The following is a 26,462-nucleotide window of genomic DNA, read 5'->3' on the forward strand; positions in this document are numbered from 1 at the left end:
TATTCGTTTCCTGTCAAGGGTTTATCTTTACCATAAAAAGACAGGGTATTTACAGAACAACGAAAATATTATTAGGAATACTTTTGCTTTTCACGTCCTGTGATCTGTTTGCTCAAAGCAGTAATGAAAGAAAAAAGATCATAGTAGTTTCCAATAATTTAATTACTCTCGACAGTCTGAGTATTATTCCGGGTTCTGTAATTATAAAACAAGAAACAGGAATCAACGAATCAGATTCACTTCCTATTTATAGAACAATTGATTCTTCCCTTTATACTATAGATCACTTTCATTCTACAATACAATTTTCTGAAAAAACTACCGGTCAGGTTTTAATTGAATATAAAGTATTTCCTTATTTATTTACAAAAAAATATTTTAATAAGAACCCCGACTTATTCGACAGTGCAAATATTAATCTTACCCCCTACTCTGTTTCTTTAACGAATATTGATCCCTATTTAAATATTACGGGGCTCGATTATTCAGGAAGTTTTGCCCGAGGTATTTCCTTCGGGAATAACCAGGATATCGTTGTTAATTCGAATTTCAATCTCCAGATGAATGGTAAATTACAGAATGATGTAAATATCAATGCCTCTATTACGGATAACAATATTCCCATTCAACCAGAAGGTAATACACAACAGCTGCAGGAATTTGATAAAGTTTTTATACAACTATCAAAAAATAAACAAACACTAACCATGGGTGATTACGAAATTTATAAACCCAAAAGTTATTTTTTAAATTATTATAAAAAGTTGCAAGGCGTGAGTTATTCGGGAGGATTTGACCTTGAAAATAAAGGGAGTTTAACCACCGGATTAAACCTTGCAGTAGCAAAAGGTATTTATGCAAAACAAGACCTGACCATTTTGGAAGGAAACCAAGGTCCTTATAAATTAAAAGGGAACAATGGAGAAACATTTATTATAATTCTTGCGGGCACAGAAAGAGTTTATATCGACGGTAAATTAATGGTGAGAGGTTCTGAGAACGACTATATTATTGATTATAATGCGGGGGAAATTACGTTTACACCTAACGTATTACTTACAAAGGATAAAAGGGTTCAAGTGGAATTTGAATATTCCGATAAAAATTACTTCAGAACATTGGTATTTTCCGGATCAGAATATACTTCCGAAAATGAAAAGTTAAAGTTAAGATTAAATATATATGCCGAACAGGATAGCAAAAATCAGCCACTTGATCAAACGATAGACTCATTTGACAAAAGTATTTTAGAAGCAGTAGGTGATTCTGTTCAATATGCATTTTCTTCAGGTATAGATACTATTGCATTCGATGCTTCGCGAATTATGTATAAAATGGTGGATAGTCTTGGATTTGATTCAGTATTTGTTTATTCCGCAAATCCGGATTCTGCTAAATATGTACTTTCTTTCACCGAACTTGGATTAAATAATGGAAATTATATTCAGAGTGCAACTTTTGCAAATGGCCGCGTATATACCTGGGTAGCTCCTATAGCAGGAATACCACAGGGTTATGCAGAACCTGTAATACTATTAAATGCTCCGAAAAAATCGCAAATGGTTACGGCTGCAGCGGATTATAGAATAAATGAGAATAATTTTATTACCGGGGAAATTGCTGTCACAAATAATGATGTAAATACTTTCAGTGATATTAATAATGCCGACAACTCTGCTCTTGCATATAGAACTGAATATCAAAACCTACATAAATTCAGTGAAAAAACAATACTCAGTAGTTCCGTTAATTACGAATTCACTGAGATGAATTTCGCTCCTCCAGAAAGGTACCGGCCAGTAGAATTTAATCGCGATTGGAATATTTTTTCAACGGAAAAAACGAACGAACATTATACCAATGCCAATTTTAATTTAGCAGGCGGTGATATCTGGAATATAGGATTACAATCTTCTGCATTCATAAGAGAAAAAAATTACACCGGTTTTTTACAGGCACTTAAAGGAACCGTTGAAACTAAACAATGGATAATTAATGCCAGCAGCAGTTATTTGAACAGCAATGCAGATACGATCCAATCGAATTTCCTCCGGCCTAACTTATCTGTTGCAAAAATTTTTCCTGCAATAAATTATTGGAAATTAGGTATTAATTATGAAGGAGAACACAACAATGTATATTCCGAATCTGATTCCTTATTAAGTAATAGTTTTTATTACGATCAGTTTAAATATTTTATTTCCAATGCAGATACCGCTGTAAATAAATTTTATGCCGATGTAATTATGCGCAACGACCGATTACCGGTAAACGGTAAATTTGCCGATATAACCAGAGGAAACACTTACACCTTGAGCGGTGCATTAAATGAAAATGTAAATAATAGAATTTCCTGGCAACTATCCTATAGAAATTTAGAAATAGTAGATACCAGTTTAACCTTTTTAGAACCTGAAAAATCATTATTGGGAAGATTACAAAATGCTTTCGTCATCAAAAAAGGATTAATTACCTCTGATATTTTTTATGAATTAGGAACGGGACAGGAACCTAAAAAAGAATACACATTTATTGAAGTGGAACCTGGAGTGGGTAATTATACCTGGAATGATTATAACACTAATGCTATTCCGGAATTAAATGAGTTTGAAATTGCAGCATTTGCTGATGAGGGAAACTATATTCAGGTTTTTATACCCACGGATGAATATATCCAGTCGAATGTCAGCAATTTTAATTATGCTATCGGACTAAATCCCAAGGTGCTTTTATTTAACAAACCTGGATTTGCAGGTTTTATAGGAAAATTTGCCGCGCAATCATCGCTTCAATTAACCAGAAAGGTTTTGGACGATCAGAGTTTTAATTCATATGTCCCCTTTACAATAATTGATGATAGTTTACTGGTTAGTTCCAATATGTATTGGTTAAATACAATTTATTTCAATCGCTCTTCTCCTAAGTTTGGAATTGATTATTCTTATTTAGAGAATTTCAGTAAGCAGGTTATTACTATCGGACCTGAAAGCAGAGGAAAAGCAGAACATAAGATCAACATGCGATACAAAATAGCCACACCTTTTACATTAAATCTGGCCTATACAAATGGTAACAAATTATTGATCTCCGAAGCATTTATGGAAAAAAATTATACCATCCCCTATTTTACAATTGAACCAAAATTAACCTACATAAAAGGTTCTGTTTTCAGAACTTCTGTATTTTATCAATATACAAAAAGCGATAACACCGAAGGCGTGGAAAATTTATTGAGTCACGAATTTACGTTTGATATCAGATATAATGTGGTATCAAAAAGCACCATCACTTCTAAAATTTCGTTGGTAAATATTAAGTTCAATGGTATTGAGGATTCCCCTGTGGGATATGCAATATTGGAAGGATTACAAGATGGAAACAATATTTTATGGAATTTGAACATTGACAGAAAACTTTCTGCCATTCTTCAATTAACAGTATCCTATGAAGGAAGAAAAACCGGTGATAGCGATATTACACATTTGGGGAGATTGCAGATGAGGGCAGTGTTTTGAAAATGTACCAATGAAATAAATTTACCAATGTACCAATGAACAGCCGGGCTCCTACCAATCCGCAGCGACGGATCAAATTTCTAGACTAATTAATTAACAAATGAAACGGTTTAGATGGCCTCAATGATTTTGGAAACTGTGAGGTCTAAGGGATCAGAATGAAGTAGGAAAGAATGCAAGAATTAAAAAAAGAGGAACGCCGATGGCGCAGATTGAGCGGATTTAACGGATTAAAAAAGGATTAAAGAAATGAAATTGGAAATTATGTTTACAAGAGATAACTTTAACTATGGTTACTGATAAAAATGGGGAAATAGAACTAAAAAAAATGGATGTTTATTATCTAAAGTCTGATTTGTCATTCCATTATAAAAAAAACAGGGAATTAATTGTTGACCTGCTTCGAATTAAACATTTATTAAAATTAAATGGTAAAATATCAGCAGAGGAAATAAGTATTCTGGAGTTGGGTTTAAGACATAGTTGGTATGAAATTTACAACCAAATTGCAGGCCTTATAGTTAGTCAATTTTATACTTATCTTAAAATACAAGAGCTTTGTTTACAGTTAATGAAGGACAAACATTCGAAAATAAGATGTAATATCTTTGAAATATTACTATTCAAACTTAAAAAGTCAGTTTCCAACGAATTCATTAAAAAAGCATTAGAAGATAAAAGTATAAGGGTTGTAGAAGTTGGAATTGAATATATTGAACTCAATGACCTTGCAAATTTTATCCCGGAATTAAATAAATTAAAGAATAAATTTCCAAAAAATAAAAAATCTATAGAAAATTCCATAAACTTCATTTCTAATGGCTATATAACAGAAGAAGATTCAGAAAACCCGGATTTAGTATGGATAACCCTAAAACATAAAAACACATATCATAGCCGAAGTTTTCAAAAAAAGATCGTCACAAATAAATTAATTTCCTCTTTTCTAATGGACATCCAAAAAACGCTATAGAAAATGAATATGCCTGTAAAATGATTTTTTGACATTTACTCTGCTAAAAATATCGGAATAACTAATCCATCATTTATATTCTTATCCTATGGATAAATGCAAAATTTAGGTTGCAAAAACAAATTGTAAAGTTTTCATCATTTAATATTTCTTAACATTTTTATTCTCCTAATTTCTATATTTTGGCTCTTTAAAAACTCAAAAAAATATATTATGGATGCAAATGTAAACTCAATTAACTGGTTTGAAATATCTGTAGCAGATCTCGACCGGGCCCAAAAATTTTATGAAACAATTTTTGACATCAAAATGGAAAGAATGGATATGCCGGATATGCCGATGTCCATGTTTCCTTCAAACCCGGGAAGCGGAAAAGTGAATGGTGGATTAGTGCAAAGTGAAATGCATAAACCAAGTGCGGATGGAGTGAAAATTTATTTGAACGGAGATCCTGATCTTCAATCTGCACTCGATAAAGTTACCGATGCAGGTGGCCAAATTATTATGCCTAAAACAGACATTGGACAAGGTTTCGGATTTATGGCATTTTTTATAGATACGGAAGGGAATGTAATAGGATTACATTCCAATGGATAAACAATCTTCGCAGAAAAATTCAAATAAAAAATCCGGGGTTCCGGATTTTTTATTTACATAAATTTCATTCTTTACTCATTAAAACCATATTATCTTTTCTCAAATAACCCTCTTCTGCCATTCGCTTGGAAGCGTCTTTATAACTCTCCGGATCTTTGTCGGCCCAGGTATTTAATCCGTCCACATATCTGTTATACATACAAAATGTTGCAGCTATAAGCACAGTATCATGAATTTCCTTATCTGTGGCATTTAAACTTTTTGCAAGATCAATATCTTCCTGAGTTACCGATTTTCCACTTATTTGCACCTTGCCTGCGATTTGCAATAAGGCTTTTAATTTTTCTGAAATAATCGGAACATCCTGAGGGTGCTTTTTAATATGTTCAATTTCTTCCAGGGAAGCCTTAAGATGGTGTGCAGCAGCTGCACCATGCGATAACTGACAAAAAGTGCAATCGTTTTTACCGGAAACATATGTTGCTATTAATTCCCTTTCACCTTTACTCAATGTTGAATTATCACTGTGTAATAAAGTATTGGCCAACAACAATAATGGATAGGCACTTTCGGGACTATAATTTAACAAACCCCGTATTCCGGGATGCGGGTTATTTAATTCGATGTATGCCATGATTTTTTACGACAAACTTAATGAAGATGGGGTGGATCAGCATGAGATTTACAGTATTTTTGAAAAAGTAGCGGGTATTGAGTATGTAGTATATAGATACAAACATTTGAACTTTAGTAAACCATAAAGCAAAAGTCAACAGTAAACAGTGGGCAGTCAACAGTTTGTAACATTGGAGATTAATTCTCCGAAATAAACTTTGATTTGAATAAAAACGTGAACTAAAGCTCCGATTTGGGGCTGGGGGCCAAATAACAATCAAAAAATAAAAAATAACAATCGGATCGCAACCCTGGAACTTTTGCAAACCATGTAAACACAAAGAAAATAAAGAATCCGCCAGTTGTCGGACAGGTATCGAACAAGGAATAAAGAACCTGTCTGCCTGCAATCGCGAGGCAGGCATTAATCGGATCGACAACCGTAAGTATCCGATCCGTTTTAATAGAGGGTAATAATAAATAACAATCAAAAAATAAAAAACTTTAATCGGATTGACAACCCGAAGATATTCCTCCGTAGGAAACCTTGCTAACACCGCTAACCTTGTAACTTTTACAACCCTAGGAAACTTTCCATGTGAGCTGTGAATGGTCAGTGGTGAGTGAACCCAACCAAGAACTCAGAACGCAGAACTGAAACATGTAGTGATCGACGCAGGAGATCTACTACATGTCAGAACATTAAACATTAAACCTAAAATGCATCACATCACCATCCTCCACCAAATATTCTTTTCCTTCCACATTTAATTTACCTGCTTCTTTGCATGCGGCCTCGCTGCCGTATTTGAGATAATCGTTATATTTTATTACTTCCGCGCGAATAAATCCTTTTTCAAAATCGCTGTGAATTACTCCTGCAGCACCGGGAGCCAAAGTTCCTTTGTGAATTGGCCAAGCACGCACTTCTTTTACACCGGCAGTAAAATAAGTGATGAGGTTTAATAATTTATATCCTGCGCGAATTAAAGTATTTAATCCGCTTTCCTTTAAACCAAGATCTTCCAGAAATAATTTTTTATCTTCATAAGAATCCAATTGCGCAATTTCACTTTCAATATTTGCGCTTACAATTATCACTTCGGCATCTTCATCTTTAACTGCATTCTTTAATTGTTTTACGAAATCATTTTCCACATGAATTTCTTTTTCATCAACGTTGCAAACATAAATTACCGGTTTAATGGTAAGCAACCACATATCTTCAATTAATTTAAAATCCTCCTTATCTAAATGTAAACTTCTTGCACTTTTGCCCTGTTCTAGGTGTGCTTTTAAATTAGTTAGCACTTCCACTAATTTTTTTGCATCCTTATCACCTATGTATGCAGCGCGCTGACTTTTTGTTAATTTAGTTTCTATCGTTTCCAGATCTTTAATCTGTAATTCATAGTCGATGATCTCTTTATCTCTTATCGGATTAACATCGCCATGCACATGCACAATATTAGGGTCATCAAAACATCTCACCACGTGAATAATAGCATCCGTTTCGCGAATATTTGCCAAAAATTTATTTCCAAGTCCTTCACCCTTTGAGGCACCTTTTACTAATCCTGCAATATCTACAAATTCGATGGTAGTTGGAACTAAACGTTCAGGATGCACAAATTCAGCAAGTTTTGTGAGCCGGTCATCAGGAACAGTTACAACGCCAACATTTGGCTCGATAGTGCAAAAAGGGAAATTTGCAGCCTGCGCTTTTGCACTGGATAATGCATTAAACAATGTTGATTTGCCCACATTTGGTAAGCCTACGATTCCGCATTTTAAAGCCATGTTATAAAAATAATTATTTAATAGTTCTGTGTAAACGGCCGCAAAGATAGGGTTTGTTGATGTAAAAATCAGTGATTTGGTAGAAAATTGGGCAGAGAATCCGGATAATACGGTTTGGAAGCCGACTATAAAAATTTTGCGCCTTTGAACTTTGTGAGAAAAATAATCACACAAAGTTTCAAAGGCGCAAAGAAAAAAATTAATTCATTATTCCTTTATAAAGGATTGCATTCCAATAGAATTGTTACTGGAAATTTTTAATAAATAAAATCCTGGTGACAGACTGCTGACATCCACAATCTTATCTCCTGATAATTCAAAATCAGAAATAACAGCACCAACCGTATTTAATATTTGAGCATTATAATTTCCTTTCACAGGTAATTCAATATTCAAAAATTGATCTGCTGGATTTGGATAGATATTTACCAAAATACTATTTGTTATATCTTCAATAGCATTAAAGTTGATGATCTTACACTCAAAATCTTCTCCTGCAACATTGCCCGCAGTTAAACATACTGTGTAATTATCAGGGGAAGGATAGAAATGGGATGGGTTTTGTTCTGTAGACGAACCGCCATCACCAAAATCCCAATCCCAGTAATCTGGTAGATTAGTTGAAATATCTGTGAAAACAACGGTAGTACCTGAAATAGACCAGGTAAAATCGACAACCGGAATTTTAGGTGTATTTCCAATATTAACTACCTGACAATCAGTTGAACTGCCCGCTGCATTTGAAGCTGTTAAACAAACGTTATAATCACCATCTATTAAATATGTATAGGTAGGATTTTGTTCAGTGCTGGTGCCACCATCACCAAATTCCCAATCCCATGCGGATGGAGTATTTGTACTAAGATCGGTAAATGCAACCGTTGGATCCCCTGCAAATGAAAAATCAGCGAGGGGAGCAACATAAGAATCAACCACAATTATTTCGCAATAAGTATCGCTGGCCACAATATTGGTGGCAGTGAGACAAACATTAAAATCTCCGTTCGTTAAAAAGGTATGCACCGGATTTTCTTCAGTTGAAGAAGTTGCGTCACCAAAATCCCAGAACCATGATGTTGGTGAATTTGTTGACAGGTCAGTAAAATTAACTGTAGGTTCAGCTACAGCAGTATAACTATATAATGCCTCAGGAGCACCTGTAATAGCAGAAGTAACAACTCTGAAATGGAAATCGCCGGTAAGCTCCGCCCATCCAAAACCAGTTTGAACATAACTTCTGTTCACCGCTAAAGTACTTGTATAAGAAACCCATGCAACTCCACCGGGAACTGTATATCCTACAAAAACGTCTCCATAAATTCCCTCTAATTCCGGCATTCCCCGTAGGTCAACTCTGGTTCCCTTATTTGGTTCTGCTAAGGTTGGTTCTGGGGTGAGATAAAAAGGTGTTATAATATCAGCACCCGGAAATCCTGTTCCATCATCTGCCCAAATGTGAAATTGTATATCATCGTTTGGTCGCATATAATCGGTGTAATTCTGAATAACTGCAGTAACCACGTCAGTTTCACCGGTCAAGGTCATTCTAACAGCTGCAGAAACATATCCTGTGGCACTAAGGGTACCGATATCTGCAACAAAGTCAATTATTCCAGCATCATAAGAAATATAATTTCCAGCGATGATCTCAAAAGTATCGGTTACGGCAGTATTTGGCACTGCAAAACCATCGGTAGCTTCAATGTAATAACTGATCCAGGTTCCGGGTGCCTGTTCAGGTATTTCAAATAAATAGGTATCTCCAAATGTATTGAAACCTGCAATGGAGGTATATGCGCCACCATCGAGACTGTACCATAAGAAGCTGCTCTCAACATCGGAAGCGTCGATAATTTCAGCTGTCAGAGGATTTGGTCCAAGTGTTCCTTCATACAAATTTGTTGGATCGTGCAGAATCAATGGTTCAGAAACGTCGACATTATATCTGTAGATAACAAGATCATCAATATAAATACCATCAACATTATATGCAGCATCACTTACAAAACGAAAGCGAAGACGCACATCAGGGCTGCCAACAAAAGCGCCCAGCGGAACGGAATATAACTGCCATGTAAACAGGTCTTCACCGTTAAAAATTTCAATATTTGTCCATGATCCACCTGCATCGGAGGAAGCGTCGAGGTAGACATAATCAAACCCGAGCTCGAGGTCAAGAAGGGCATAGAACTGAACATCTGCATCAAGAGCAAAGGTTAAGTCAGCACTCACTGCCATGGTTGCTTCTGAAGAAAATGCATCCAGATAATTGCCATCAGGACTATCGGTAAAACTGTGAGTAGGACTGTAGGCATCAGTGGTAGTTGTATTCCACGAACCTGTAACCGTCCAATTTGTGAGTCCACTTTCAAAATCGTCAGAAAATACAATGGCCTGGCCATGGATTGTAAAGGTGGAAATCAGAATACTGAGGAGTAAGTAAATGTTTCTTTTCATAAAGTATATATTTTTATCATCACACTAAATTAGGTCATTTTTTCCAATTGATTAACTTTAAAAAACAAATTTTAAGCAAAAACTGTTTTGTCGAATTGAATAGGGGCATAATTGTTGGTAACTTTCGGCAAATTTTAATGGTAGATATGAGGTATTTAATTGTTTGTGGTTTTTTGGTTTTATTGAGTAAGACGCAGGCACAAACTGCGGACCAATGGTTTGAGTCGGGATTCGAAAAATATGAAGCCAAAGATTATGTTGGAGCTATCGCCGATTATACAGAATGTATAAATCTTGCACCCGATTATCCGGAGGCATATTTTAACAGGGGATTGAGTTATTATTTCACGGCAAATTTTGAGGCAGCAATAAAGGATTTCGAACAAATAATAAAATTAAAACCGGGAGATGCAAAAGCATATTATTGGAAAGGATATTGTTTATTTGAAGCGAACAAAATTGAGGAAGCGATAAGTGCATATACGAATGCCTTATATTATGATCCAACGTACGCAGAAGCTTTTTTTGAACGGGCATTTGCAAAATATATGCTAACACGTTATTCAGATGCATTGGAGGATCTTACCAGAGCTATAAATATTGATCCAACATATGCTGATGCTTATTATTACAGAGGATTATGTTTTTATGCATTAGAAAATTATACTGATGCTATGATTGCCTTCAACAAAGTTGTAGAATTAGATCCTCAGGATGCAGATGCATGGTATCAAATTGGATTTATTCACAACGATAATAAAGCATATGATCTGGCAATTGAAGCCTATACCAAAGTAATAAATCTACAACCCACTGCAGGCGATGCATACTACGAACGCGGAGTCGCTTACTACGAATTATATTTTGATGATAACGCATGTCAAGATTGGAAAAAGGGTGCCGAATTAGGAGATGAATATTCGAAGATTCAAGTTGAGAGCTTATGCAATAAATAAGATTCGATGGTTTAGGAAGATTCGAAGGGAGAAGATTCGAAGATTCGAAGGGGAAGGTTCTAAGGATTCAAGGAAGGAAGGTGTGTAAGGTTAAATAAGGGGGAATATTCTACCAATAATGATTTCCCCCAATCTTCAGCATTTGATTTTTAATTGAAGAAGATTATCTTTAAGGTTTGCAATTGTTTAACCCTTAAATAAATTGTTATGTCTGAAAGAGAGTTATTAAACCGAGTAAAGATCTTTTCTTATGATGTTTATAATTGTGTAAAAAAGATCAAGCAGGATGTTTATAATAAACAATTAATTGAGCAACTAATTGATTCTGCATTTAGTGCGGCAGCAAATTACCGGGCTTCACAAAGAGGTAAATCTAAAAGAGATGCATTAAATAAAATTAAAATTTCTCTTGAGGAAATTGATGAATCTAACTTCTGGTTAAATAGCCTTTTTGATTTAAAAATTACAGAGTCTGAAGAAGTTAAAAGATTAATAAATGAGAGCGACCAATTAACTTCGATCTTTGTTGCAATAGTTAATAAATTAGAAATGTAATGTATTATTGCAATTCAATATTAAAATATAATGCAGATACACATTTTTTCCATCATAACAATGTATTTTTTTTTGAAAATTAATAAATCAGTAAAAATTTAGCGAAAGGTCTTAATGCTTTAAATTAAATCGAGAACCCCTTTTTTTTACCTTACTCACCTTCCTTCCTTTTTTATTCCTTAGAACCTTACCCTTCGAATCTTCTCCCTTCTCCCTTCGATTCTTTCTCAATCACCATATCCGGAGCAATACGCAGCCAACACCTCCGGTGCTTTTTCATAGCCATAACTATCTGATTTATTTAAATATTCGCACGCAGATTCCATCTCACCGATCTGTAACATTAATATTCCGTAATTATAATTGCCCATTGGAAAATTGGGGTCATATTTTAACATGATCTTAAAATCCGTTTCAGCATCGGTGTAATTTCCGAGCATTGCTTTGCTTAATCCACGTTGGTTATAAATATCCTTATTTTCCGGATCTACATCTGCTGCGGCATCAAATGTTTTAATTGCAGTATTATAATCTTCCTGGAAATATTGAGCAAGGCCCAGGTTATATAAAATTTCTGCATTCTGAAGATCATATAATAAAGCAACACGGAATTTATCCTCCGCTCCGGAATAATCTCCCTCAACAGCAGCTTCTAATCCCATGGAAAGATAATAAGCGGCCATATCACTGTTGGCAATGGCAGATTCTTCACCGTCAACTTTAAAAATTATACTGTCGTCGTCAGCAATTATTTCAATTTTGTCGGTATCTATTTGTGCTTGCGCAACTGCAAACAACGAAATAAAAAATGTAAAAATGAGTGTCCGTGTCATGGCCTTCAATTTAGTTTATAAACGAAATATGCCTTTTTATTATTATTTGGCGACCAAAAGGGCTGCCAAATAAACCCTGAAAACGAATAATGCCGATTAAACGATAATTTTTCAGATAAATTCAAATTTCGGGAAATATTTTAAGAAAATCTCCAAAAAAGATCAAAATTTCAAGATCTGTTTAATTTCCAATTGGAGCGTTTTTCCATAACGGAGCTTTGTAGCGCTGGGTTTACCGATTTTTTTTCATGCACGAATGAGGCGAAAAATGCTGCAATACCCTCTTCTTCTTCGTTTTCCGATATCAATTTTTCGGGAGTAAAATATTTTTCAATAAATCCTGTGTCAAATTTCGCAGATAAAAAAGCTTCATGTTGCATTACAAATTTCCCGAAAGGCAATGTGGTAGCCACTCCTGAAATTTTGTAATCGTTGATGGCACGAATCATCTTTTTGCATGCCAATTCACGTGTAGCGGCATGTACGATCAATTTTGCCAACAGCGGATCATAATAAATGGGAATATCCATTCCCTCCTCATAACCATCATCCACGCGAATGCCATGTCCCTGAGGGCGGCGATAGGTAATTAATTTTCCTATATCGGGGAGGAAATTATTTTTTGGATCCTCGGCCGTCACCCTTAATTCGATTGCGTGACCATGAATTTTAAGATCTTCCTGTTTGAAACCCAACTCCTCTCCTTCCGCCACTAAAATTTGTTCACGTACGATATCTAAACCCGTAATAAATTCAGTTACAGGATGTTCCACCTGCAAACGGGTATTCATTTCCAGAAAATAAAAATTAAGATCAGCATCCACTAAAAATTCGACCGTTCCGGCTCCAACATAATTACACGCTTTTGCAGCATTTACAGCACTTTCACCCATTGCTTTGCGCATTTCCGGTGAAACTACTGCAGAAGGTGCTTCTTCCACCAATTTTTGGTGACGACGCTGAATAGAGCATTCCCGCTCAAATAAATACACAACATTTCCATGTCTGTCGGCAAGAATTTGAATTTCTATATGCCTTGGAGATGTTACAAATTTTTCAATAAAAACCGCATCATCCCCAAAAGCGCTTTTTGCCTCACTCATGGCACGATGCATTTGTTCATCCAATTCTGCTTCGTTTTGAACTACGCGCATACCCTTTCCTCCCCCACCCGCACTCGCCTTTATTAAAATTGGATAACCGGCTTTTGCAGCAACAATTTTAGCTTCCTCAAGATCTTTTATTGCATGATCAGTGCCCGGAACCATTGGTATGTGAAATTTTGCTGCAGCCTGTTTTGCGGAGATCTTATCACCCATCATATTAATACTGATCGGATCCGGACCAATAAATATTAATCCTGCATCCTGTACTTTTTGTGCAAAAACAGCATTTTCACTCAGGAAACCATACCCCGGATGTATAGCATCGGCACCGGAGATCTTAGCAACCTCCAGAATTTTGTCCATCAATAAATAACTTTGATTCGACGGTGGAGGACCTATATAATAAGCTTCATCTGCATATTGGGTGTGAATTGCATTTCTATCAGCTTCTGAATATACTGCAACGGTCTTAATTCCCATTTCCTTTGCCGTACGCATAACACGCAAAGCAATCTCCCCGCGATTGGCGATCAGGATCTTTTTGATCTTCATTTGACAAAGATGGGGGAAAGATTTGAATTGAGGAAAGACAAAATAATAAATGCCGGATTATTGATTAGTTTTAGACAAATTGCACGGAAATGTTACTTCAGGCTGAAATTATGGGTGGTTTAATAATTCTGAGTATATTGATATTTGTTATTATTTTAGGGATTGTGAGTTTTGTGTTTTCATTTATTGTTGATCACTATAAAAGGAAACATGCAGATGATGAAAAGAAAATCCCATTTTTAAAACATATTGAACTAATTTCAAGGATATTAAAATATGTTTTTATTATTGTCATTATTTTATTAGTTATTGCCGTTATATGTTTATTAAATTTTGAATATTAAAATTTCCATGCAACTCGATTACATCCACAATATTAACAACAGCGGCGAACATATGGTCCGCCTATACAATTTTGACATGTTGCAGGCAATTCAATTCCGCAAACACATTCAAGATGTTATTTTAATTAAAAATAAACCACTTAATATTAACGAACTCGATTTTATAGAGGCCAGAAATTGTGAATTAACATTGCGAATTGCAGATGATGATATAGGAATTGTTACAGAAGACACAGTTCTCTTTTTTTGCGATCTTACACTGGAAGGTTTTCAGGAAATGGTTGAATTATTAGCACCGTTTTGTTTGAAAGAAACGAAGGGATATCAATGGTTATATGATATTGACAATGAAATAGATTTTTTATTTTCGCCGGGTGGAACGTGGTGAAATTGGCCCTGATAAAATTCGATCATTTTGTGATGAAAAAAATTCAACTGCTTTTTAAATGAAATCCTTAGTAGACAAAAAATATCTTCTGGAACGTTTCCAGGGAAAGGGAGGATGGACCTATGCACGTATAGACGAGATACCACAAGATAAAAGAGCACATTTTGGCTGGGTAAAAGTAAGGGGAACCATTGATGGATTCGAGATCAGAAAATACCATCTAATGCCCATGGGTGATGGAAGATTATTTTTACCGGTTAGAGCAGAGATCCGCAAAAAGATCGGTAAAAAAGAAGGCGACTGGGTGCATGTAATTTTATTTCCCGATAACGAACCCCTCGAAATTCCGGAGGAGATGTTGTTATGTTTGGAAGATGAACCCAAAGCACTTAAATTCTTTAACCGGCTTTCTGATAGCGAACAAAAATTCTATATTCAGTGGGTATATTCCGCGAAAAAGGAAGAAACTAAAATCGACCGACTGGCGAAAACTATTAATAGGTTGACGAAAGGGTTAAAAATGTATGATAAGGAGGATTTATAATCTGACTATTGACTCATTACAATTTAATACTTCTTTCTTTTACTTTTATAAGCTTCACTATTTTCAAAAGGGGTAATATCATCTTCCAAATATAACTTCTTCGTGCAACTTTGTGTCCTTTGTGCCTTTGTGGCCTCGCCATCCGAAATACGGCACGAAAGGCAAAGGACACGGTACTTATCAGTCTATAATATCCTCCATAAATAATTCGTTAGGTAAAAACTCAATTTTTATTATATATTTACTTTCATTTTATCGCTATACCATACTATGTTTAAATGAAATAGTTATGAAACAATTCAAACCACTCCAGATATTAACCCTATCCATTTTTATTTTATTGCTAAGCGGATTTGTTGCTTACAAAAGTGGCGTCTTCGACAGATCTGCAAATTCACAAGTAGAAATCAAAAATGTTGTTCAAACGAATATAACACAAACTATACCTGTAAATATCGACACTCCAACTAAATTAATTGATACGCCAAAAATTAATCCCAGGTTATTATCTTCTTCCAAATCGATGATCATTGTTGATAAAAGTCTAATCAAATACTCCTTATTAGAGCAGATTAAAATAGAAGACTCTATATCAAAAGCTTTATATAGTAACAAAATAGATACAGCAGAGATTAAAAAATCTTTAAGATTTAATTATATGGGAACTTCAAAATCGGGAATTATTTTTACACCTGAACCTGATGTTCGCATACAATATAATCCAAAATCAGATCCTTTTAATTTAAGACCGGACACTCTTGAACAATAAATGTATGGTTCATAAATAATTTCTATGCAAATAATTGACCTTCTAGAAGCAAGTGGATTAAGTTTATTATTTCTGATCCTGGTTTTTGCACCTATGGAAAAAGTATTTCCCGCAAAACTGAAACAGAAATTTTTCAGAAAAGAATGGACCATGGATCTGTTTTTCTTTTTAGGGCAATATGTGTTGTGGGGAGGTTTGGTTATTTGGGTTTTGAGTTATTTCAGTTTTTGGTTAAATGGTATTGTTCCCACCAATTTCAGAAATGCGGTATCTGCCCAACCTTGGTGGCTTCAATTAATAGAAGTTATTGTATTAAGTGATTTTATTATTTATTGGGGACATAGATTACAACATAAAGTAAATTTTTTATGGCGATTTCATAAAGTGCATCATAGTTCCGTTCACCTCGATTGGTTAGCTGCACATCGCGAACATCCGCTCGATTCCATTTATACAGTTGGATTAATCAATCTCCCTGCATTTCTTTTGGGATTTCCTTTAGAAACAATTGCAGGATTAATTGCCTTCCGCGGAATCTGGGCAATATATATTCACTCTAATGTGCGATTACCCATTGGCAAACTGCGTATACTTATCGGAGCACCCGAACTGCACCACTGGCACCACGATCTCGATCGCAAAGCGGGAAACTATGCAAATATTTCTCCCTTAATGGATGTCATTTTCGGAACTTATTTTTGTCCCGATCATGAACCCGAAGCATTCGGAATTAAAGAAGAATTTCCGAAAAATTATGTCGGCCAAATTGTTTATCCCTTGCTTCCGGAAACGATCACGAATAAAATAAATAGTTATTCAAAATCAGATCAAAATAACTTGCAAGATGAAAAAAATACATCCACTGAAAATAATTTGATACCAGAACAACAAGCTTGAAAATGCATGTATATTCAATTTCAACGAAGTTTTAAAGTTGCTATGAAAAAATAGCTTAGTGTATTTTTTACACTAAGATTGAAATTCCTACTCAAATGAATATTGAGTTAGGTTAAAAAAAACCTGGTAGGTCGAAGGCGTATTTGTCAATTGTCAATTGTCAATTATCAATTATTTCCGGCTGCTCCCGTCAGAAAAAGGACGGGCAGGCATCGGTACATCGGTACATCGGTAAATTTTTTCTCCCTTCCTTCAGAGCTCACAGGTTAAAAAAAACCTGGTAGGTCGAAGGCTTAATGACTGTTTATTGGTACATTTTTTCTCCCTTCCTTCAGACCTACCAGGTTAAAAAAAACCTTGTAGGTCGAAGGCGTGATGGCTGTTCCCGCCAGAAAAAGGACGGGCAGGCATTGGTACATTTTTTTTGGCTGTTCATCGGTACATTGGTACATTTTCCCCCTTCCTTCAGACCTCACAGGTTAAAAAAAACCTGGTATGTCGAAGGCGTAATTGTCAATTATCAATTGTCAATTATCAATTATACCCCTACCTTTACCCAATGCAATTCTGGCCATCCGTACTCACCCTCTTCAAAAAAGACCTGCTTTTTGAAATGCGGCAGCGGTATGCCATCAGTGGAATTTTATTGTATATGTTTTGCATAGTTTTTATCATTTTCATGACCTTTAACGAAGTGCGGGGACCAGTTTGGGTGGTGCTTTTCTGGATAGTGATCCTTTTTACCGCCGTAAATGCTGTTGCCAAAAGTTTTTTACAGGAAAGTCAGGGGCGGCAACTTTATTATTATACTCTTGCGAGTCCACAGGCCATCATCCTTGCCAAAATTTTTTACAATATCTGTATCATGCTGTTTTTGTCGGCAATTGCGCTGGTTTTTTACAGTATAACTTCCGGATATCCCATCGTAGATAACAGTTCATTTTTATTGGCACTAGGTTTAGGTGCAATTGCACTCGCTACCACCTTTTCCATGATATCCGCCATTGCCTCCAAAGCCTCTAACAGTGGCACTTTGATGGCAATATTGTCATTTCCAATGCTCATCCCTATTCTGCTCATGCTTATTAGAATCTCCTTGAATGCATTGCAACAAAACGATCTTATGGTAAATGCCCAGGATCTTTTGTATCTATTGGGATTAAATGTGCTGATAATTGCTATGGCTCTTATTTTATTTCCTTACCTTTGGCGCGATTAAGGACAGGGTTTTTACCTGTTTTTTTAGGAAAAAGTGAATTTTAGAATGCTGAAACAGTTGCATAAAAGGTGGTGGAAGGTGCTTGGTATTATTCTGCTGGCTTACACCTTTATCGTAGGATTATTGATCAAAACACCTGATGTTCCGCTGTTACACGAAACTGTCAGAAATCTTTTTTTCCATGTACCCTGTTGGTTTGCAATGTTATTACTCATGCTGTCCTCGCTGGTTTACAGCATTAAATTTCTCCGGACAGGTAAAAAAATATATGACATTGTTGCCGTAAATCTTATCAAATCAGCCATGGTTTTTGGCATTCTCGGTTTTATGACCGGCATGTTGTGGGGGAATTATATTTGGGGAAACCTTATATCATGGATAACAAATGATGTAAAAACACTTGGAGCTGCAATCGGGTTATTGATATATCTGGCCTATTTTGTCCTTCGGGGATCTATTGAGGACGAAGAAAAGCGAGCTAAAGTTTCTGCCGTATACAGCATTTTTGCATTTGTATTACTAAATGTTGCTATAAATGTGGTGCCACGTTTAACCGATTCTTTACATCCCGGAAGTGGAGGAAACGCCTCTTTTACTGTGTATGATCTTGATAGTACCATGCGTGTGGTATTTTACCCTGCTGTTATCGCTTATTTTTTACTAGGCTGCTGGATTTCCTCCTTACTTGTGAGGATCGGTATTTTACATTACAAAAACAATAATATTTCCATCGAATGAAAAAGCTATTTAATTTTCTTCCCTATATTTTATCATTTCTTTTTTTGATTTCAAAGGTTACCTTTGCGCACGCTCAAAATGAGCCATCACCGGATTCAGGCAATAACATCGACAATGTATTGAGAAGTAACGGGATGATCTATGTAGTAGTGGGTGTAATTGTGATTATTTTGGGAGGCGTTATTTTATATCTCACTTCCATCGATAAAAAGATTACAAAGTTGGAAAAAGAAATGCACGAAAATAAATAAACAACAATTTGTAAGTTGTAATTCAATTAATAATTATTCATTTTAATAACAAATTCACAAATCAATAAAACCAATATTAATTTATGTCAAATACAAGTTTCTTTCAGAGTGTTGAAAAGAATTTCGAAAAGGCAGCAAATATTACCGGCCATCCTCGTGGCTTGCTGGACCAGATCAGAGAATGTAACTCTGTGTATCACATGAAATTTCCTGTAAAGGTAAATGGAGAATTTCAGGTTATTGAAGCCTGGCGCGTGCAACATTCGCAACATCGTACACCAACAAAAGGTGGTATTCGTTACGATTCCATGGTTAATGAGGATGAAGTAATGGCACTTGCAAGTTTAATGACTTATAAATGTGCAATTGTGGATGTTCCATTCGGTGGTGCAAAAGGTGGAATTAAAATTAATCCAAAAGAATTTTCTCCCGAAGAATTGGAAAGAATAACCAGACGTTATGCTGCAGAATTATGCAAACGTCAGATGTTAGGCCCGGGTCTTGATGTACCTGCTCCAGATTATGGAACCGGTGAAAAAGAAATGAGTTGGATCATGGATACATATATGGCTTTAAATCCGGGAAGTGTGGATGGATATGGTTGTGTAACGGGTAAACCGGTATCTCAACACGGTATTAATGGAAGAAGAGAAGCAACAGGTTTAGGAGTTTTTTATGGTGTAAGAGAAGCTTGTAGTTTCGCAGATGATATGGCAGCAATTGGTTTAAATGCAGGTATTGCAGGAAAAACAGTTGTTATTCAAGGATTGGGAAATGTTGGATATTATTCAGCAAAATTCTTTCAGGAAGGTGGTGCAATAATTGTTGGTATCGGAGAATATGAAGGTGCAATTTATAATCCCGCTGGATTAGATGTGGATGAAGTATTTAACCATAGAAAATCAACAGGATCCATTTTAAATTTTCCTGGTGCAAATAATCTCAATGAAACTACAGAGATCCTTGAACAAGTATGTGATATTTTAATTCCTGCTGCATTGGAAAACGTTATTCACGAAGGAAATGCATCACGTGTAAGAGCAAAAATAATTGGTGAAGCAGCAAATGGACCTGTAACTGCAGAAGCGGATGAGATCTTAAATGCAATGGGAATTATGATAATTCCGGATATGTATTTAAATGCCGGTGGAGTTACCGTTAGTTATTTTGAATGGTTAAAAAATTTATCGCATGTTCGTTTCGGACGTTTACAAAAACGTTTTGAACAGGGAAGTAATATGCGTATAGTGGATACCATTGAAGAACTTACGGGTAAAAAATTATCCGATATGGAAGTTGACCGGATCATTAAAGGACCTGATGAAATTGATCTGGTGAGAAGTGGATTGGAAGAAACTATGATCAACTCTTATCATTCTATTCGCGATGAATGGAAAGCAAATTCAAAATGTAATAACCTGCGTATGGCAGCATTTGTGGTTGCAATTAATAAAATAGCAGGCGATTATTTAGCCATGGGTATTTTCCCTTGATAAATGATTCAATAAATTTTAAAAGGATCCTTGCCTATTTCGCTTGGATCCTTTTTTTTAATAAAAATCAACATGCAATAAATTTGTATTAACTTTATACTGATTAATTTTTACCTAAATAAAATTTACATAAATGAAGCCTATCCTTATTGTATTTGTATCCATTATTTCCTTGACTGCCTGTAACAAAAAATCATCTGATAAAACTACAACAGACGAACAAATTTCAGATACCACCAATATTTCCACCACGCCTGCAGACTCTGCAGATATAAAAATTACTGTGGATGGCGACCCTGTAATTGATCAAACCAAAAAGGAAACCCCACCTCCAGCCCCTAAAGTAATAGAAGACGATATGCAAACCGGAGTGATATATAAAAAGGCGGATGCCTATGTTATTCGCGAAACATTACCCGGCGGGGCCAATGTTGATTATTATGCAGAAAATCTCGGAGATGAATTCAAGAAAGAAGGTTTGCGTGTTAAATTTAAAGGAACATTATTAGAAATTCCTTCCAATGTTCGTATGATCGGAAAACCAATAAAATTAACTAAAATAGTGAAAGCGTAATTTCAAAAGTTAATACTATTATTTTTTCCTGCTGTTAAAATGCAAGTTGAAATTGCACTTGTGCCACATCATTTTTCTTTTGGGTAGCACTTTCCTCTCGTACTATATCATACCCTAATTGAACCCTAGCTCTTTCACCCCAAAGGTACGACGGACATATTGTAAATAAATAAACAGCATCATCATCTATACCTTCATTAAAATCGAAAAATTCCACTCTGCCGGATAATTGAAATTTTGATGGAATAATATCACCAATTAATTGAACATAATATCCGTAACGGTTTATAGTATCATCCTGGCCTTGAAGATACTCGCTCCGCAGCGTTATTTTTTTATATTTATATTCCAATTCCAAGCCAAATCTGTCTCTATTTTTATCGATAAGAATACTATCACCCCAACGAGAGCTTCCATTATAATAAGAACCACCTAACCATAGATCTTTTATTGGAGAAACAATTATTCTTCCGGCAATAGCTTTATCTTTATTATTATCCATTCTGTTTATTCCGGCCCCATTAAATACACCTAATGTATAATTCAGAACGGGCCGACTTGCACCCGATTTTAAAATACCGGAAAAGGTAGCTCCTATATCTCTTGCATTTTGATTTCCGATTACATCATTTCCACGGGCTCCTAAATATTCACTCAACAAAACCCTGTTCACACTTTCCATTTTTGTTTCGGAGGCAATAATATCATTCCCGAGCGGGACCAATATCTGACCAACAGAAAATTTTAGTTTATCATCAAATTTATAACTGAATATTGCTTCCAATAATTGTGGAGGCACTGACCCTGCAAACTCCACGAATAAACGATAGTCGATCTTTTCATTCATCGCTCCTGTAAGTGCAAGTCGCGCCCTGCGTATATCGAAGGTGCTGTTTTTTAAAGTATCCTGAAAGTATTGAAACCTTGGTTGAGTATAACCCGTCAATTTCAATTTTTTAGATGATATGATGTTTTGTTCTTCAGGAACCTTCTTTACAGCTATAGAAGTATCGGTAGTATTTACCGTTTGACTCCAGGCTTGTACAGAAATTAAAAGTGCGAATGCAATTAGTAAGGTTTGGATTTTCATAATGACGAAGGTATTATTAATTTTCACCCCTGGAAATCCATTTACACAAAATTTTAACTATTAAAAAATAATTTAAAGTGCAACTATATGTGGATATTCTGCATATATCCGAGACCAAAGCAGAAATTTTGGACCTTCTTAAAATTGCTGACCTGTTTTATATTTAAAGCAAATATCTTTACCCTATAATGTAACTTACTTCATATTCATACGTCACAACAAAAAATACTTTATGAAATCAATTTATATCCTACTATTTATTTTTTCTATAAATAATACATTTTCACAAATTTATTCGGGTATTATCAAAGATGCTTCCACTGATCAACCTTTGGCTTTTGTAAATATTGGAATTCCAAAAAAGAATATTGGCACAGTTTCACAATTTGATGGCACTTTCCATTTGAATTTTTCAGAGGAAAACATGTCTGATACTTTGAGAATATCGATGATAGGGTATAAAACTCAACTCATTCCTGTTAAAAAATTTATTTCTGATTTTATTCAACTAAATAAATCCATAACACTTGAACCAGATATAAAAGAACTTTCGGAAGTGATAATAAGACCGCGCAATATGAAGGAAGCAGTGCTCGGCAATGATTTTAATTCCCCAAATGTTTCTGCAGGATTTTTAACTGATGATCTTGGTTCAGAACTGGGAACGGTAATGAAATTAAAGGATGGCAAAACCTACTACTTAAAATCATGTGGATTCAATTTTGCGCAGGTAAATTATGACAGCATAATTTTCAGAGTAAATATTTATGATCTGGAGGATGGTCTGCCCGGTGAATTGCTAATATCTCTCCCTATATACATTACAATTTATCGCGACCAGAAAAATGCAGTTGTTGACCTTTATCCTTACGATATTAAGGTGGATGATGATTTTGTGTTATCACTCGAATGGTTGCAGGATCTTCCCGACAAAACCAAAGGAGTAATGTTTTGTGCAGGATTTTTTGGTCACAAGGTTGTTTTTCGCCAAACGAGTCAGGCCGATTGGGCCGGCTTCCCAATAGGAATCGGCATTTGGTGTAAGGCAGAATTTGAGAAATAACTGTATTATCAGATATTTCTTCCATAAAATAATTTATTGTTTTTGAGTTCATACGTATCTTTGCGGCATGGAAGAAAATCAGTCGAAATCAGAAAAAATTGCAGCCTTTGATGCTAGCGGTGTTGGTGTTTCCAATAATCAATTATTCGGACTACCCTTTACTTATGATGAAAGTGAACTTATCTTATTCTCCGTGCCATGGGAAGCAACAGTTTCTTACCGCGATGGAACAGCAAAAGGCCCGGAAGCAATTTTAAAAGCATCCACACAAGTTGATCTTTATGATAACGACAATCCAAACGGTTGGCATGCAGGAATATTTACTACTAAATTTTCTGCTTCCCTGAAAAAGAAAAATGGTGAAATAAGAAAAATTGCGTCTACTTATATCAGATCTTTAGAAAAAGGTAAAGAAATAAATACCGCTACCGTATTAGACACTGTAAATGCTGCTTGTGAAAAAATGAATAAACAAGTAAAAACAGAAGCTTCTAAAATCTTAACCGATAATAAAATTCCAGGATTAATTGGCGGTGACCACAGTACTCCTCTCGGATTAATGGAAGCATTATCTGAAAAACACGGCGGTTTTGGTATTTTACAAATTGATGCGCACGCCGATCTTCGCGAATCATACGAAGGGTTTACTTATTCACATGCAAGTATCATGTTCAATGCCCTGAAAATTGAAAATGTTAAAAAATTGGTGCAGGTAGGTGTTAGAGATATTTGTGATGATGAAATAAATATTATTGATAATTCAGATCGCAGAATAGTTACCTTCTTCGACCATGAAATAAAAAATGCATTGTTCAATGGAATTCAGTGGTCAGCAATTTGTCGTCAGATAGTAGAAGAATTACCTAAAAATGTTTATATCAGTTTTGATATTGATGGTTTGGTTCAAACATTTTGTCCAAATACCGGAACTCCCGTACCTGGTGGATTACAATACGAACAGGCAATTTATTTATTAAATGAAATTATAATTTCCGGTCGCAAAATAATTGGTTTTGATATTGTGGAAGTTGCACCGGGAGATGATGAATGGGACGCAATTGTAGGAGCGCGATTATTATACAAATTATGTAATCTCGCTTTGAAAAGCAATGTCGAATTTGTTTAATAAAATAATATTTCTAATGGTTTGCACCTCCTTATGGGGATGCAGATCACCATTGGAAAAAATATCTTCTATAACATTAACAGATTTTTTTAATAAGGAGATTTATTTAGCTGAAATTTCAGCTCATAAAGCCACGGTAATAGCATTTTTATCTCCCGAATGTCCTTTAAGTGAAAATTATACAAAAACCTTAAATGATATTCAACTCGAATTTGAAGAAAAGGATGTTGATTTTATAAATATGTTTCCAGGTACATTATACAGTGGGGAAGAAATTCAGACTTTTATTCAAACCTACCAATTAAAACAAAATAATTTACCGGATAAAAAATTAATGCTGGCAAAATATTTAAAGGCCACCACAACTCCTGAAGTGTTTGTTTTGAACAACAAAGGTGAAGTTGTATATTCTGGAGCCATCGACAATTGGGCAATCGACCTCGGTGAAAAACGGCAGGTAATAACTGAATTTTATTTAAAGGATGCCCTGAATGCACTGCTTCAAAATAAGAAGATCGCGGTAAAAAAAACTACAGCTGTAGGTTGTTTTATTGAAGGAGTATAAATCAAGAATACAGTTCAAGTTGTTTTGCTTGTAAAGAAATTACTATTTTAGCATCCAATGATAAAAGTCAGGAACTTATTAACTCTATTATTTCTAATTTCACTTTCTTTTGGATGTAAAGAAAAAACGAAGAGCGTAGTTGTGCCTGAAAACCTCAATTACAATGAACATATTGCTCCTATTATTTATAAAAATTGCACTCCATGCCATCGCTCCAATTCGGCCGGACCCTTTTCGCTTGCAAGTTATGAACAGGTAAAAGGGAAATCAAAAACGATAGTAAAAGTTACCCAATCGCGTTTCATGCCTCCTTGGCCTGCAGATCCTACTTATAGTAATTTTAAAGGAGAAAGAATTTTAACGGAAACGGAAATTGAAATGATAAAAGTTTGGGCAGATGAGGGCTGCAAGGAGGGAGATAAATCCAAAGAACAAGATCCTCCCCATTACCCTGATGGTTCACAAATTGGAATTCCTGACCTTGTGATCCCATTTCCGGAAATATTTCTTGAGGGAAATAATAAAGATCATTTTTTTCTTGTGAAAGTTCCTTACGAAATTCCCGAGGATAAATTTGTAAAAACGATCGAATTTATTCCCGGAAATAAAAAACTGGCTCATCACATGAATGCAAATCTGATCGAATATGAACCCGGAAAAAAGAAAAATGTTTTTGGTGGCGAAAAGATCATAGCAACTAATTTAGCAGAAAGTGCAGAAGTAGTTCAAACAGCGATGGATAATAAAAATGATGATGGCACTTACCCTTTTCTGGTTCCTTTGGTTTGTAATTATTTACCTGGTGTATCGCCGGCATTATATCCGGAAGGAATTGGAGGATTTAAAATGTCGAAACAAGGAGTATTTTTTATTAATGATTATCACTTCGGTCCGGGAGCTCGAGATACAATAGATGCAAATTCTGTTTTAAATATCTTTTTTGATGATAAGCCTCCCAAACGACCAACCTATGAATTACTTTTAGGTTCACTCGGCGTTGCACCTGTAAAACCCGCATTAGTAATTCCTGCAAATGAAATAAAAACATTCACCATCGACTATTTGGTTCAGGAGGATATGAGTTTGCTCACAATTAATCCGCATATGCATTTATTAGGTAAAACATTTTTGGCATATGCCCTTACTCCACAAAAGGATACCATCCCATTGATCAGAATAAATAAATGGGATTTCAGATGGCAGTATTTTTATACTTTTAAAACAGCGATTAAAATTCCGGGTGGATCAACAATACATGTTGAAGGTACTTACGATAACACAGAGAAAAATATCAATAATCCTTATTTTCCTCCACAGGTAATAATTGATCGTGGTGATAAATTTGACAGCATGAAAACCACGAATGAAATGTTGCAGTTTATCATCACCTTTATGGAATATCAGGAAGGAGATGAGAATTTGAGTCTGGAATAACTGATATA

Annotated in this window: 25 protein-coding genes; 19 read left to right on the forward strand and 6 right to left on the reverse strand. The window is 35.3% G+C overall.

Going from position 1 to position 26,462, the window contains the following annotated elements; translation table 11 throughout:
• The first annotated feature begins 83 nt into the window (after positions 1-83).
• The 3 genes from IPI31_17510 (at position 84) to IPI31_17520 (ending at position 5,085) form a co-directional block, all read left to right on the forward strand.
• On the forward strand, positions 84-3,515 hold the full coding sequence (locus tag IPI31_17510) for a hypothetical protein (GenBank protein ID MBK7569621.1): 3,432 nt from the start codon (positions 84-86) through the stop codon (positions 3,513-3,515).
• Between the two features lie 289 nt (positions 3,516-3,804).
• Complete coding sequence (locus IPI31_17515) at positions 3,805-4,488, forward strand: hypothetical protein (protein MBK7569622.1); 684 nt, start codon at positions 3,805-3,807, stop codon at positions 4,486-4,488.
• A 213-nt stretch (positions 4,489-4,701) separates the two neighbouring features.
• The gene (locus IPI31_17520) at positions 4,702-5,085 is read left to right on the forward strand and encodes a VOC family protein (GenBank protein ID MBK7569623.1); all 384 of its coding nucleotides are present in this window, start codon (positions 4,702-4,704) and stop codon (positions 5,083-5,085) included.
• 64 nt (positions 5,086-5,149) lie between these two features.
• Here the strand turns inward: IPI31_17520 and IPI31_17525 are convergent, their stop codons facing one another.
• From IPI31_17525 to IPI31_17535, 3 genes are all read right to left on the reverse strand, one after another.
• The gene (locus IPI31_17525) at positions 5,150-5,719 is read right to left on the reverse strand and encodes a carboxymuconolactone decarboxylase family protein (protein MBK7569624.1); all 570 of its coding nucleotides are present in this window, start codon (positions 5,717-5,719) and stop codon (positions 5,150-5,152) included.
• A 683-nt stretch (positions 5,720-6,402) separates the two neighbouring features.
• Entirely contained in the window at positions 6,403-7,500 is a 1,098-nt protein-coding gene (gene ychF, locus IPI31_17530; GenBank protein ID MBK7569625.1) for a redox-regulated ATPase YchF, read from the reverse strand.
• 207 nt (positions 7,501-7,707) lie between these two features.
• Positions 7,708-9,957, reverse strand: a complete 2,250-nt coding sequence (locus IPI31_17535; GenBank protein MBK7569626.1) for a PKD domain-containing protein — start codon at positions 9,955-9,957, stop codon at positions 7,708-7,710.
• Between the two features lie 146 nt (positions 9,958-10,103).
• Here IPI31_17535 and IPI31_17540 point away from each other — a divergent pair, with 146 nt between their 5' ends.
• Complete coding sequence (locus IPI31_17540) at positions 10,104-10,913, forward strand: tetratricopeptide repeat protein (GenBank protein MBK7569627.1); 810 nt, start codon at positions 10,104-10,106, stop codon at positions 10,911-10,913.
• A 207-nt stretch (positions 10,914-11,120) separates the two neighbouring features.
• On the forward strand, positions 11,121-11,468 hold the full coding sequence (locus IPI31_17545) for a four helix bundle protein (protein ID MBK7569628.1): 348 nt from the start codon (positions 11,121-11,123) through the stop codon (positions 11,466-11,468).
• A gap of 227 nt (positions 11,469-11,695) precedes the next feature.
• Here the strand turns inward: IPI31_17545 and IPI31_17550 are convergent, their stop codons facing one another.
• Positions 11,696-12,301, reverse strand: a complete 606-nt coding sequence (locus tag IPI31_17550; GenBank protein MBK7569629.1) for a tetratricopeptide repeat protein — start codon at positions 12,299-12,301, stop codon at positions 11,696-11,698.
• Between the two features lie 170 nt (positions 12,302-12,471).
• Positions 12,472-13,959 carry an acetyl-CoA carboxylase biotin carboxylase subunit gene (gene accC / locus IPI31_17555; GenBank protein ID MBK7569630.1) on the reverse strand — a complete coding sequence of 496 codons (1,488 nt, stop codon included), beginning with the start codon at positions 13,957-13,959 and terminating at the stop codon, positions 12,472-12,474.
• A gap of 89 nt (positions 13,960-14,048) precedes the next feature.
• Between accC and IPI31_17560 the strand changes: the two genes are divergently transcribed.
• The 10 genes from IPI31_17560 (at position 14,049) to IPI31_17605 (ending at position 21,176) form a co-directional block, all read left to right on the forward strand.
• Positions 14,049-14,303, forward strand: a complete 255-nt coding sequence (locus IPI31_17560; protein MBK7569631.1) for a hypothetical protein — start codon at positions 14,049-14,051, stop codon at positions 14,301-14,303.
• Positions 14,304-14,310: 7 nt separating this feature from the next.
• Entirely contained in the window at positions 14,311-14,691 is a 381-nt protein-coding gene (locus IPI31_17565) for a hypothetical protein (protein ID MBK7569632.1), read from the forward strand.
• Between the two features lie 58 nt (positions 14,692-14,749).
• Positions 14,750-15,235, forward strand: coding sequence for a DUF1905 domain-containing protein (locus IPI31_17570; protein MBK7569633.1), 486 nt, complete (start codon positions 14,750-14,752; stop codon positions 15,233-15,235).
• A 289-nt stretch (positions 15,236-15,524) separates the two neighbouring features.
• Entirely contained in the window at positions 15,525-16,004 is a 480-nt protein-coding gene (locus IPI31_17575) for a hypothetical protein (GenBank protein MBK7569634.1), read from the forward strand.
• A 24-nt stretch (positions 16,005-16,028) separates the two neighbouring features.
• Positions 16,029-16,901, forward strand: a complete 873-nt coding sequence (locus IPI31_17580) for a sterol desaturase family protein (GenBank protein ID MBK7569635.1) — start codon at positions 16,029-16,031, stop codon at positions 16,899-16,901.
• Positions 16,902-17,460: 559 nt separating this feature from the next.
• Complete coding sequence (locus tag IPI31_17585; protein MBK7569636.1) at positions 17,461-18,120, forward strand: heme exporter protein CcmB; 660 nt, start codon at positions 17,461-17,463, stop codon at positions 18,118-18,120.
• A gap of 57 nt (positions 18,121-18,177) precedes the next feature.
• Entirely contained in the window at positions 18,178-18,858 is a 681-nt protein-coding gene (gene ccsA, locus IPI31_17590; protein ID MBK7569637.1) for a cytochrome c biogenesis protein CcsA, read from the forward strand.
• Positions 18,855-19,109 carry a CcmD family protein gene (locus IPI31_17595; protein MBK7569638.1) on the forward strand — a complete coding sequence of 85 codons (255 nt, stop codon included), beginning with the start codon at positions 18,855-18,857 and terminating at the stop codon, positions 19,107-19,109. Before ccsA ends, IPI31_17595 begins: the two co-directional genes overlap by 4 nt.
• 83 nt (positions 19,110-19,192) lie before the next feature.
• Positions 19,193-20,602 (forward strand): Glu/Leu/Phe/Val dehydrogenase, encoded by a 1,410-nt coding sequence (locus tag IPI31_17600; protein ID MBK7569639.1) that lies wholly within the window; start codon positions 19,193-19,195, stop codon positions 20,600-20,602.
• 133 nt (positions 20,603-20,735) lie between these two features.
• Positions 20,736-21,176, forward strand: a complete 441-nt coding sequence (locus tag IPI31_17605) for a hypothetical protein (GenBank protein ID MBK7569640.1) — start codon at positions 20,736-20,738, stop codon at positions 21,174-21,176.
• A gap of 34 nt (positions 21,177-21,210) precedes the next feature.
• Here the strand turns inward: IPI31_17605 and IPI31_17610 are convergent, their stop codons facing one another.
• A complete protein-coding gene (locus tag IPI31_17610; GenBank protein MBK7569641.1) occupies positions 21,211-22,266 on the reverse strand; it encodes a hypothetical protein in 1,056 nt (351 codons plus the stop codon).
• A 232-nt stretch (positions 22,267-22,498) separates the two neighbouring features.
• On the opposite strand from IPI31_17610, the gene IPI31_17615 reads away from it, so the two are divergent.
• The 4 genes from IPI31_17615 (at position 22,499) to IPI31_17630 (ending at position 26,454) form a co-directional block, all read left to right on the forward strand.
• Positions 22,499-23,329, forward strand: a complete 831-nt coding sequence (locus IPI31_17615) for a carboxypeptidase-like regulatory domain-containing protein (protein ID MBK7569642.1) — start codon at positions 22,499-22,501, stop codon at positions 23,327-23,329.
• A gap of 67 nt (positions 23,330-23,396) precedes the next feature.
• Positions 23,397-24,455: an agmatinase family protein gene (locus IPI31_17620; protein ID MBK7569643.1), complete on the forward strand. Its 1,059-nt coding sequence runs from the start codon at positions 23,397-23,399 to the stop codon at positions 24,453-24,455.
• Positions 24,439-25,020, forward strand: coding sequence for a redoxin domain-containing protein (locus IPI31_17625; protein MBK7569644.1), 582 nt, complete (start codon positions 24,439-24,441; stop codon positions 25,018-25,020). Before IPI31_17620 ends, IPI31_17625 begins: the two co-directional genes overlap by 17 nt.
• Positions 25,021-25,077: 57 nt before the next feature.
• Positions 25,078-26,454, forward strand: a complete 1,377-nt coding sequence (locus tag IPI31_17630) for a hypothetical protein (GenBank protein MBK7569645.1) — start codon at positions 25,078-25,080, stop codon at positions 26,452-26,454.
• The last annotated feature ends 8 nt before the right edge of the window (positions 26,455-26,462 follow it).

This window comes from Bacteroidota bacterium, assembly GCA_016706865.1.
Taxonomy (GTDB): Bacteria; Bacteroidota; Bacteroidia; order Chitinophagales; family BACL12; genus UBA7236.

Excerpts from the sequence above, each read along its gene's own strand:
- IPI31_17545 (MBK7569628.1), top strand. The coding sequence starts at position 11,121 with ATGTCTGAAAGAGAGTTATTAAACCGAGTAAAGATCTTTTCTTATGAT.
- IPI31_17595 (MBK7569638.1), top strand. The coding sequence starts at position 18,855 with ATGAAAAAGCTATTTAATTTTCTTCCCTATATTTTATCATTTCTTTTT.
- IPI31_17560 (MBK7569631.1), top strand. The coding sequence starts at position 14,049 with ATGTTACTTCAGGCTGAAATTATGGGTGGTTTAATAATTCTGAGTATA.
- IPI31_17540 (MBK7569627.1), top strand. The coding sequence starts at position 10,104 with ATGAGGTATTTAATTGTTTGTGGTTTTTTGGTTTTATTGAGTAAGACG.
- IPI31_17620 (MBK7569643.1), top strand. The coding sequence starts at position 23,397 with ATGGAAGAAAATCAGTCGAAATCAGAAAAAATTGCAGCCTTTGATGCT.
- IPI31_17630 (MBK7569645.1), top strand. The coding sequence starts at position 25,078 with ATGATAAAAGTCAGGAACTTATTAACTCTATTATTTCTAATTTCACTT.
- IPI31_17565 (MBK7569632.1), top strand. The coding sequence starts at position 14,311 with ATGCAACTCGATTACATCCACAATATTAACAACAGCGGCGAACATATG.
- IPI31_17515 (MBK7569622.1), top strand. The coding sequence starts at position 3,805 with ATGGTTACTGATAAAAATGGGGAAATAGAACTAAAAAAAATGGATGTT.
- IPI31_17585 (MBK7569636.1), top strand. The coding sequence starts at position 17,461 with ATGCAATTCTGGCCATCCGTACTCACCCTCTTCAAAAAAGACCTGCTT.
- IPI31_17525 (MBK7569624.1), bottom strand. The coding sequence starts at position 5,719 with ATGGCATACATCGAATTAAATAACCCGCATCCCGGAATACGGGGTTTG.
- IPI31_17615 (MBK7569642.1), top strand. The coding sequence starts at position 22,499 with ATGAAATCAATTTATATCCTACTATTTATTTTTTCTATAAATAATACA.
- IPI31_17550 (MBK7569629.1), bottom strand. The coding sequence starts at position 12,301 with ATGACACGGACACTCATTTTTACATTTTTTATTTCGTTGTTTGCAGTT.
- IPI31_17570 (MBK7569633.1), top strand. The coding sequence starts at position 14,750 with ATGAAATCCTTAGTAGACAAAAAATATCTTCTGGAACGTTTCCAGGGA.
- IPI31_17605 (MBK7569640.1), top strand. The coding sequence starts at position 20,736 with ATGAAGCCTATCCTTATTGTATTTGTATCCATTATTTCCTTGACTGCC.
- IPI31_17520 (MBK7569623.1), top strand. The coding sequence starts at position 4,702 with ATGGATGCAAATGTAAACTCAATTAACTGGTTTGAAATATCTGTAGCA.
- IPI31_17625 (MBK7569644.1), top strand. The coding sequence starts at position 24,439 with ATGTCGAATTTGTTTAATAAAATAATATTTCTAATGGTTTGCACCTCC.
- IPI31_17610 (MBK7569641.1), bottom strand. The coding sequence starts at position 22,266 with ATGAAAATCCAAACCTTACTAATTGCATTCGCACTTTTAATTTCTGTA.
- ychF (MBK7569625.1), bottom strand. The coding sequence starts at position 7,500 with ATGGCTTTAAAATGCGGAATCGTAGGCTTACCAAATGTGGGCAAATCA.
- accC (MBK7569630.1), bottom strand. The coding sequence starts at position 13,959 with ATGAAGATCAAAAAGATCCTGATCGCCAATCGCGGGGAGATTGCTTTG.
- IPI31_17575 (MBK7569634.1), top strand. The coding sequence starts at position 15,525 with ATGAAACAATTCAAACCACTCCAGATATTAACCCTATCCATTTTTATT.
- IPI31_17600 (MBK7569639.1), top strand. The coding sequence starts at position 19,193 with ATGTCAAATACAAGTTTCTTTCAGAGTGTTGAAAAGAATTTCGAAAAG.
- IPI31_17580 (MBK7569635.1), top strand. The coding sequence starts at position 16,029 with ATGCAAATAATTGACCTTCTAGAAGCAAGTGGATTAAGTTTATTATTT.
- IPI31_17535 (MBK7569626.1), bottom strand. The coding sequence starts at position 9,957 with ATGAAAAGAAACATTTACTTACTCCTCAGTATTCTGATTTCCACCTTT.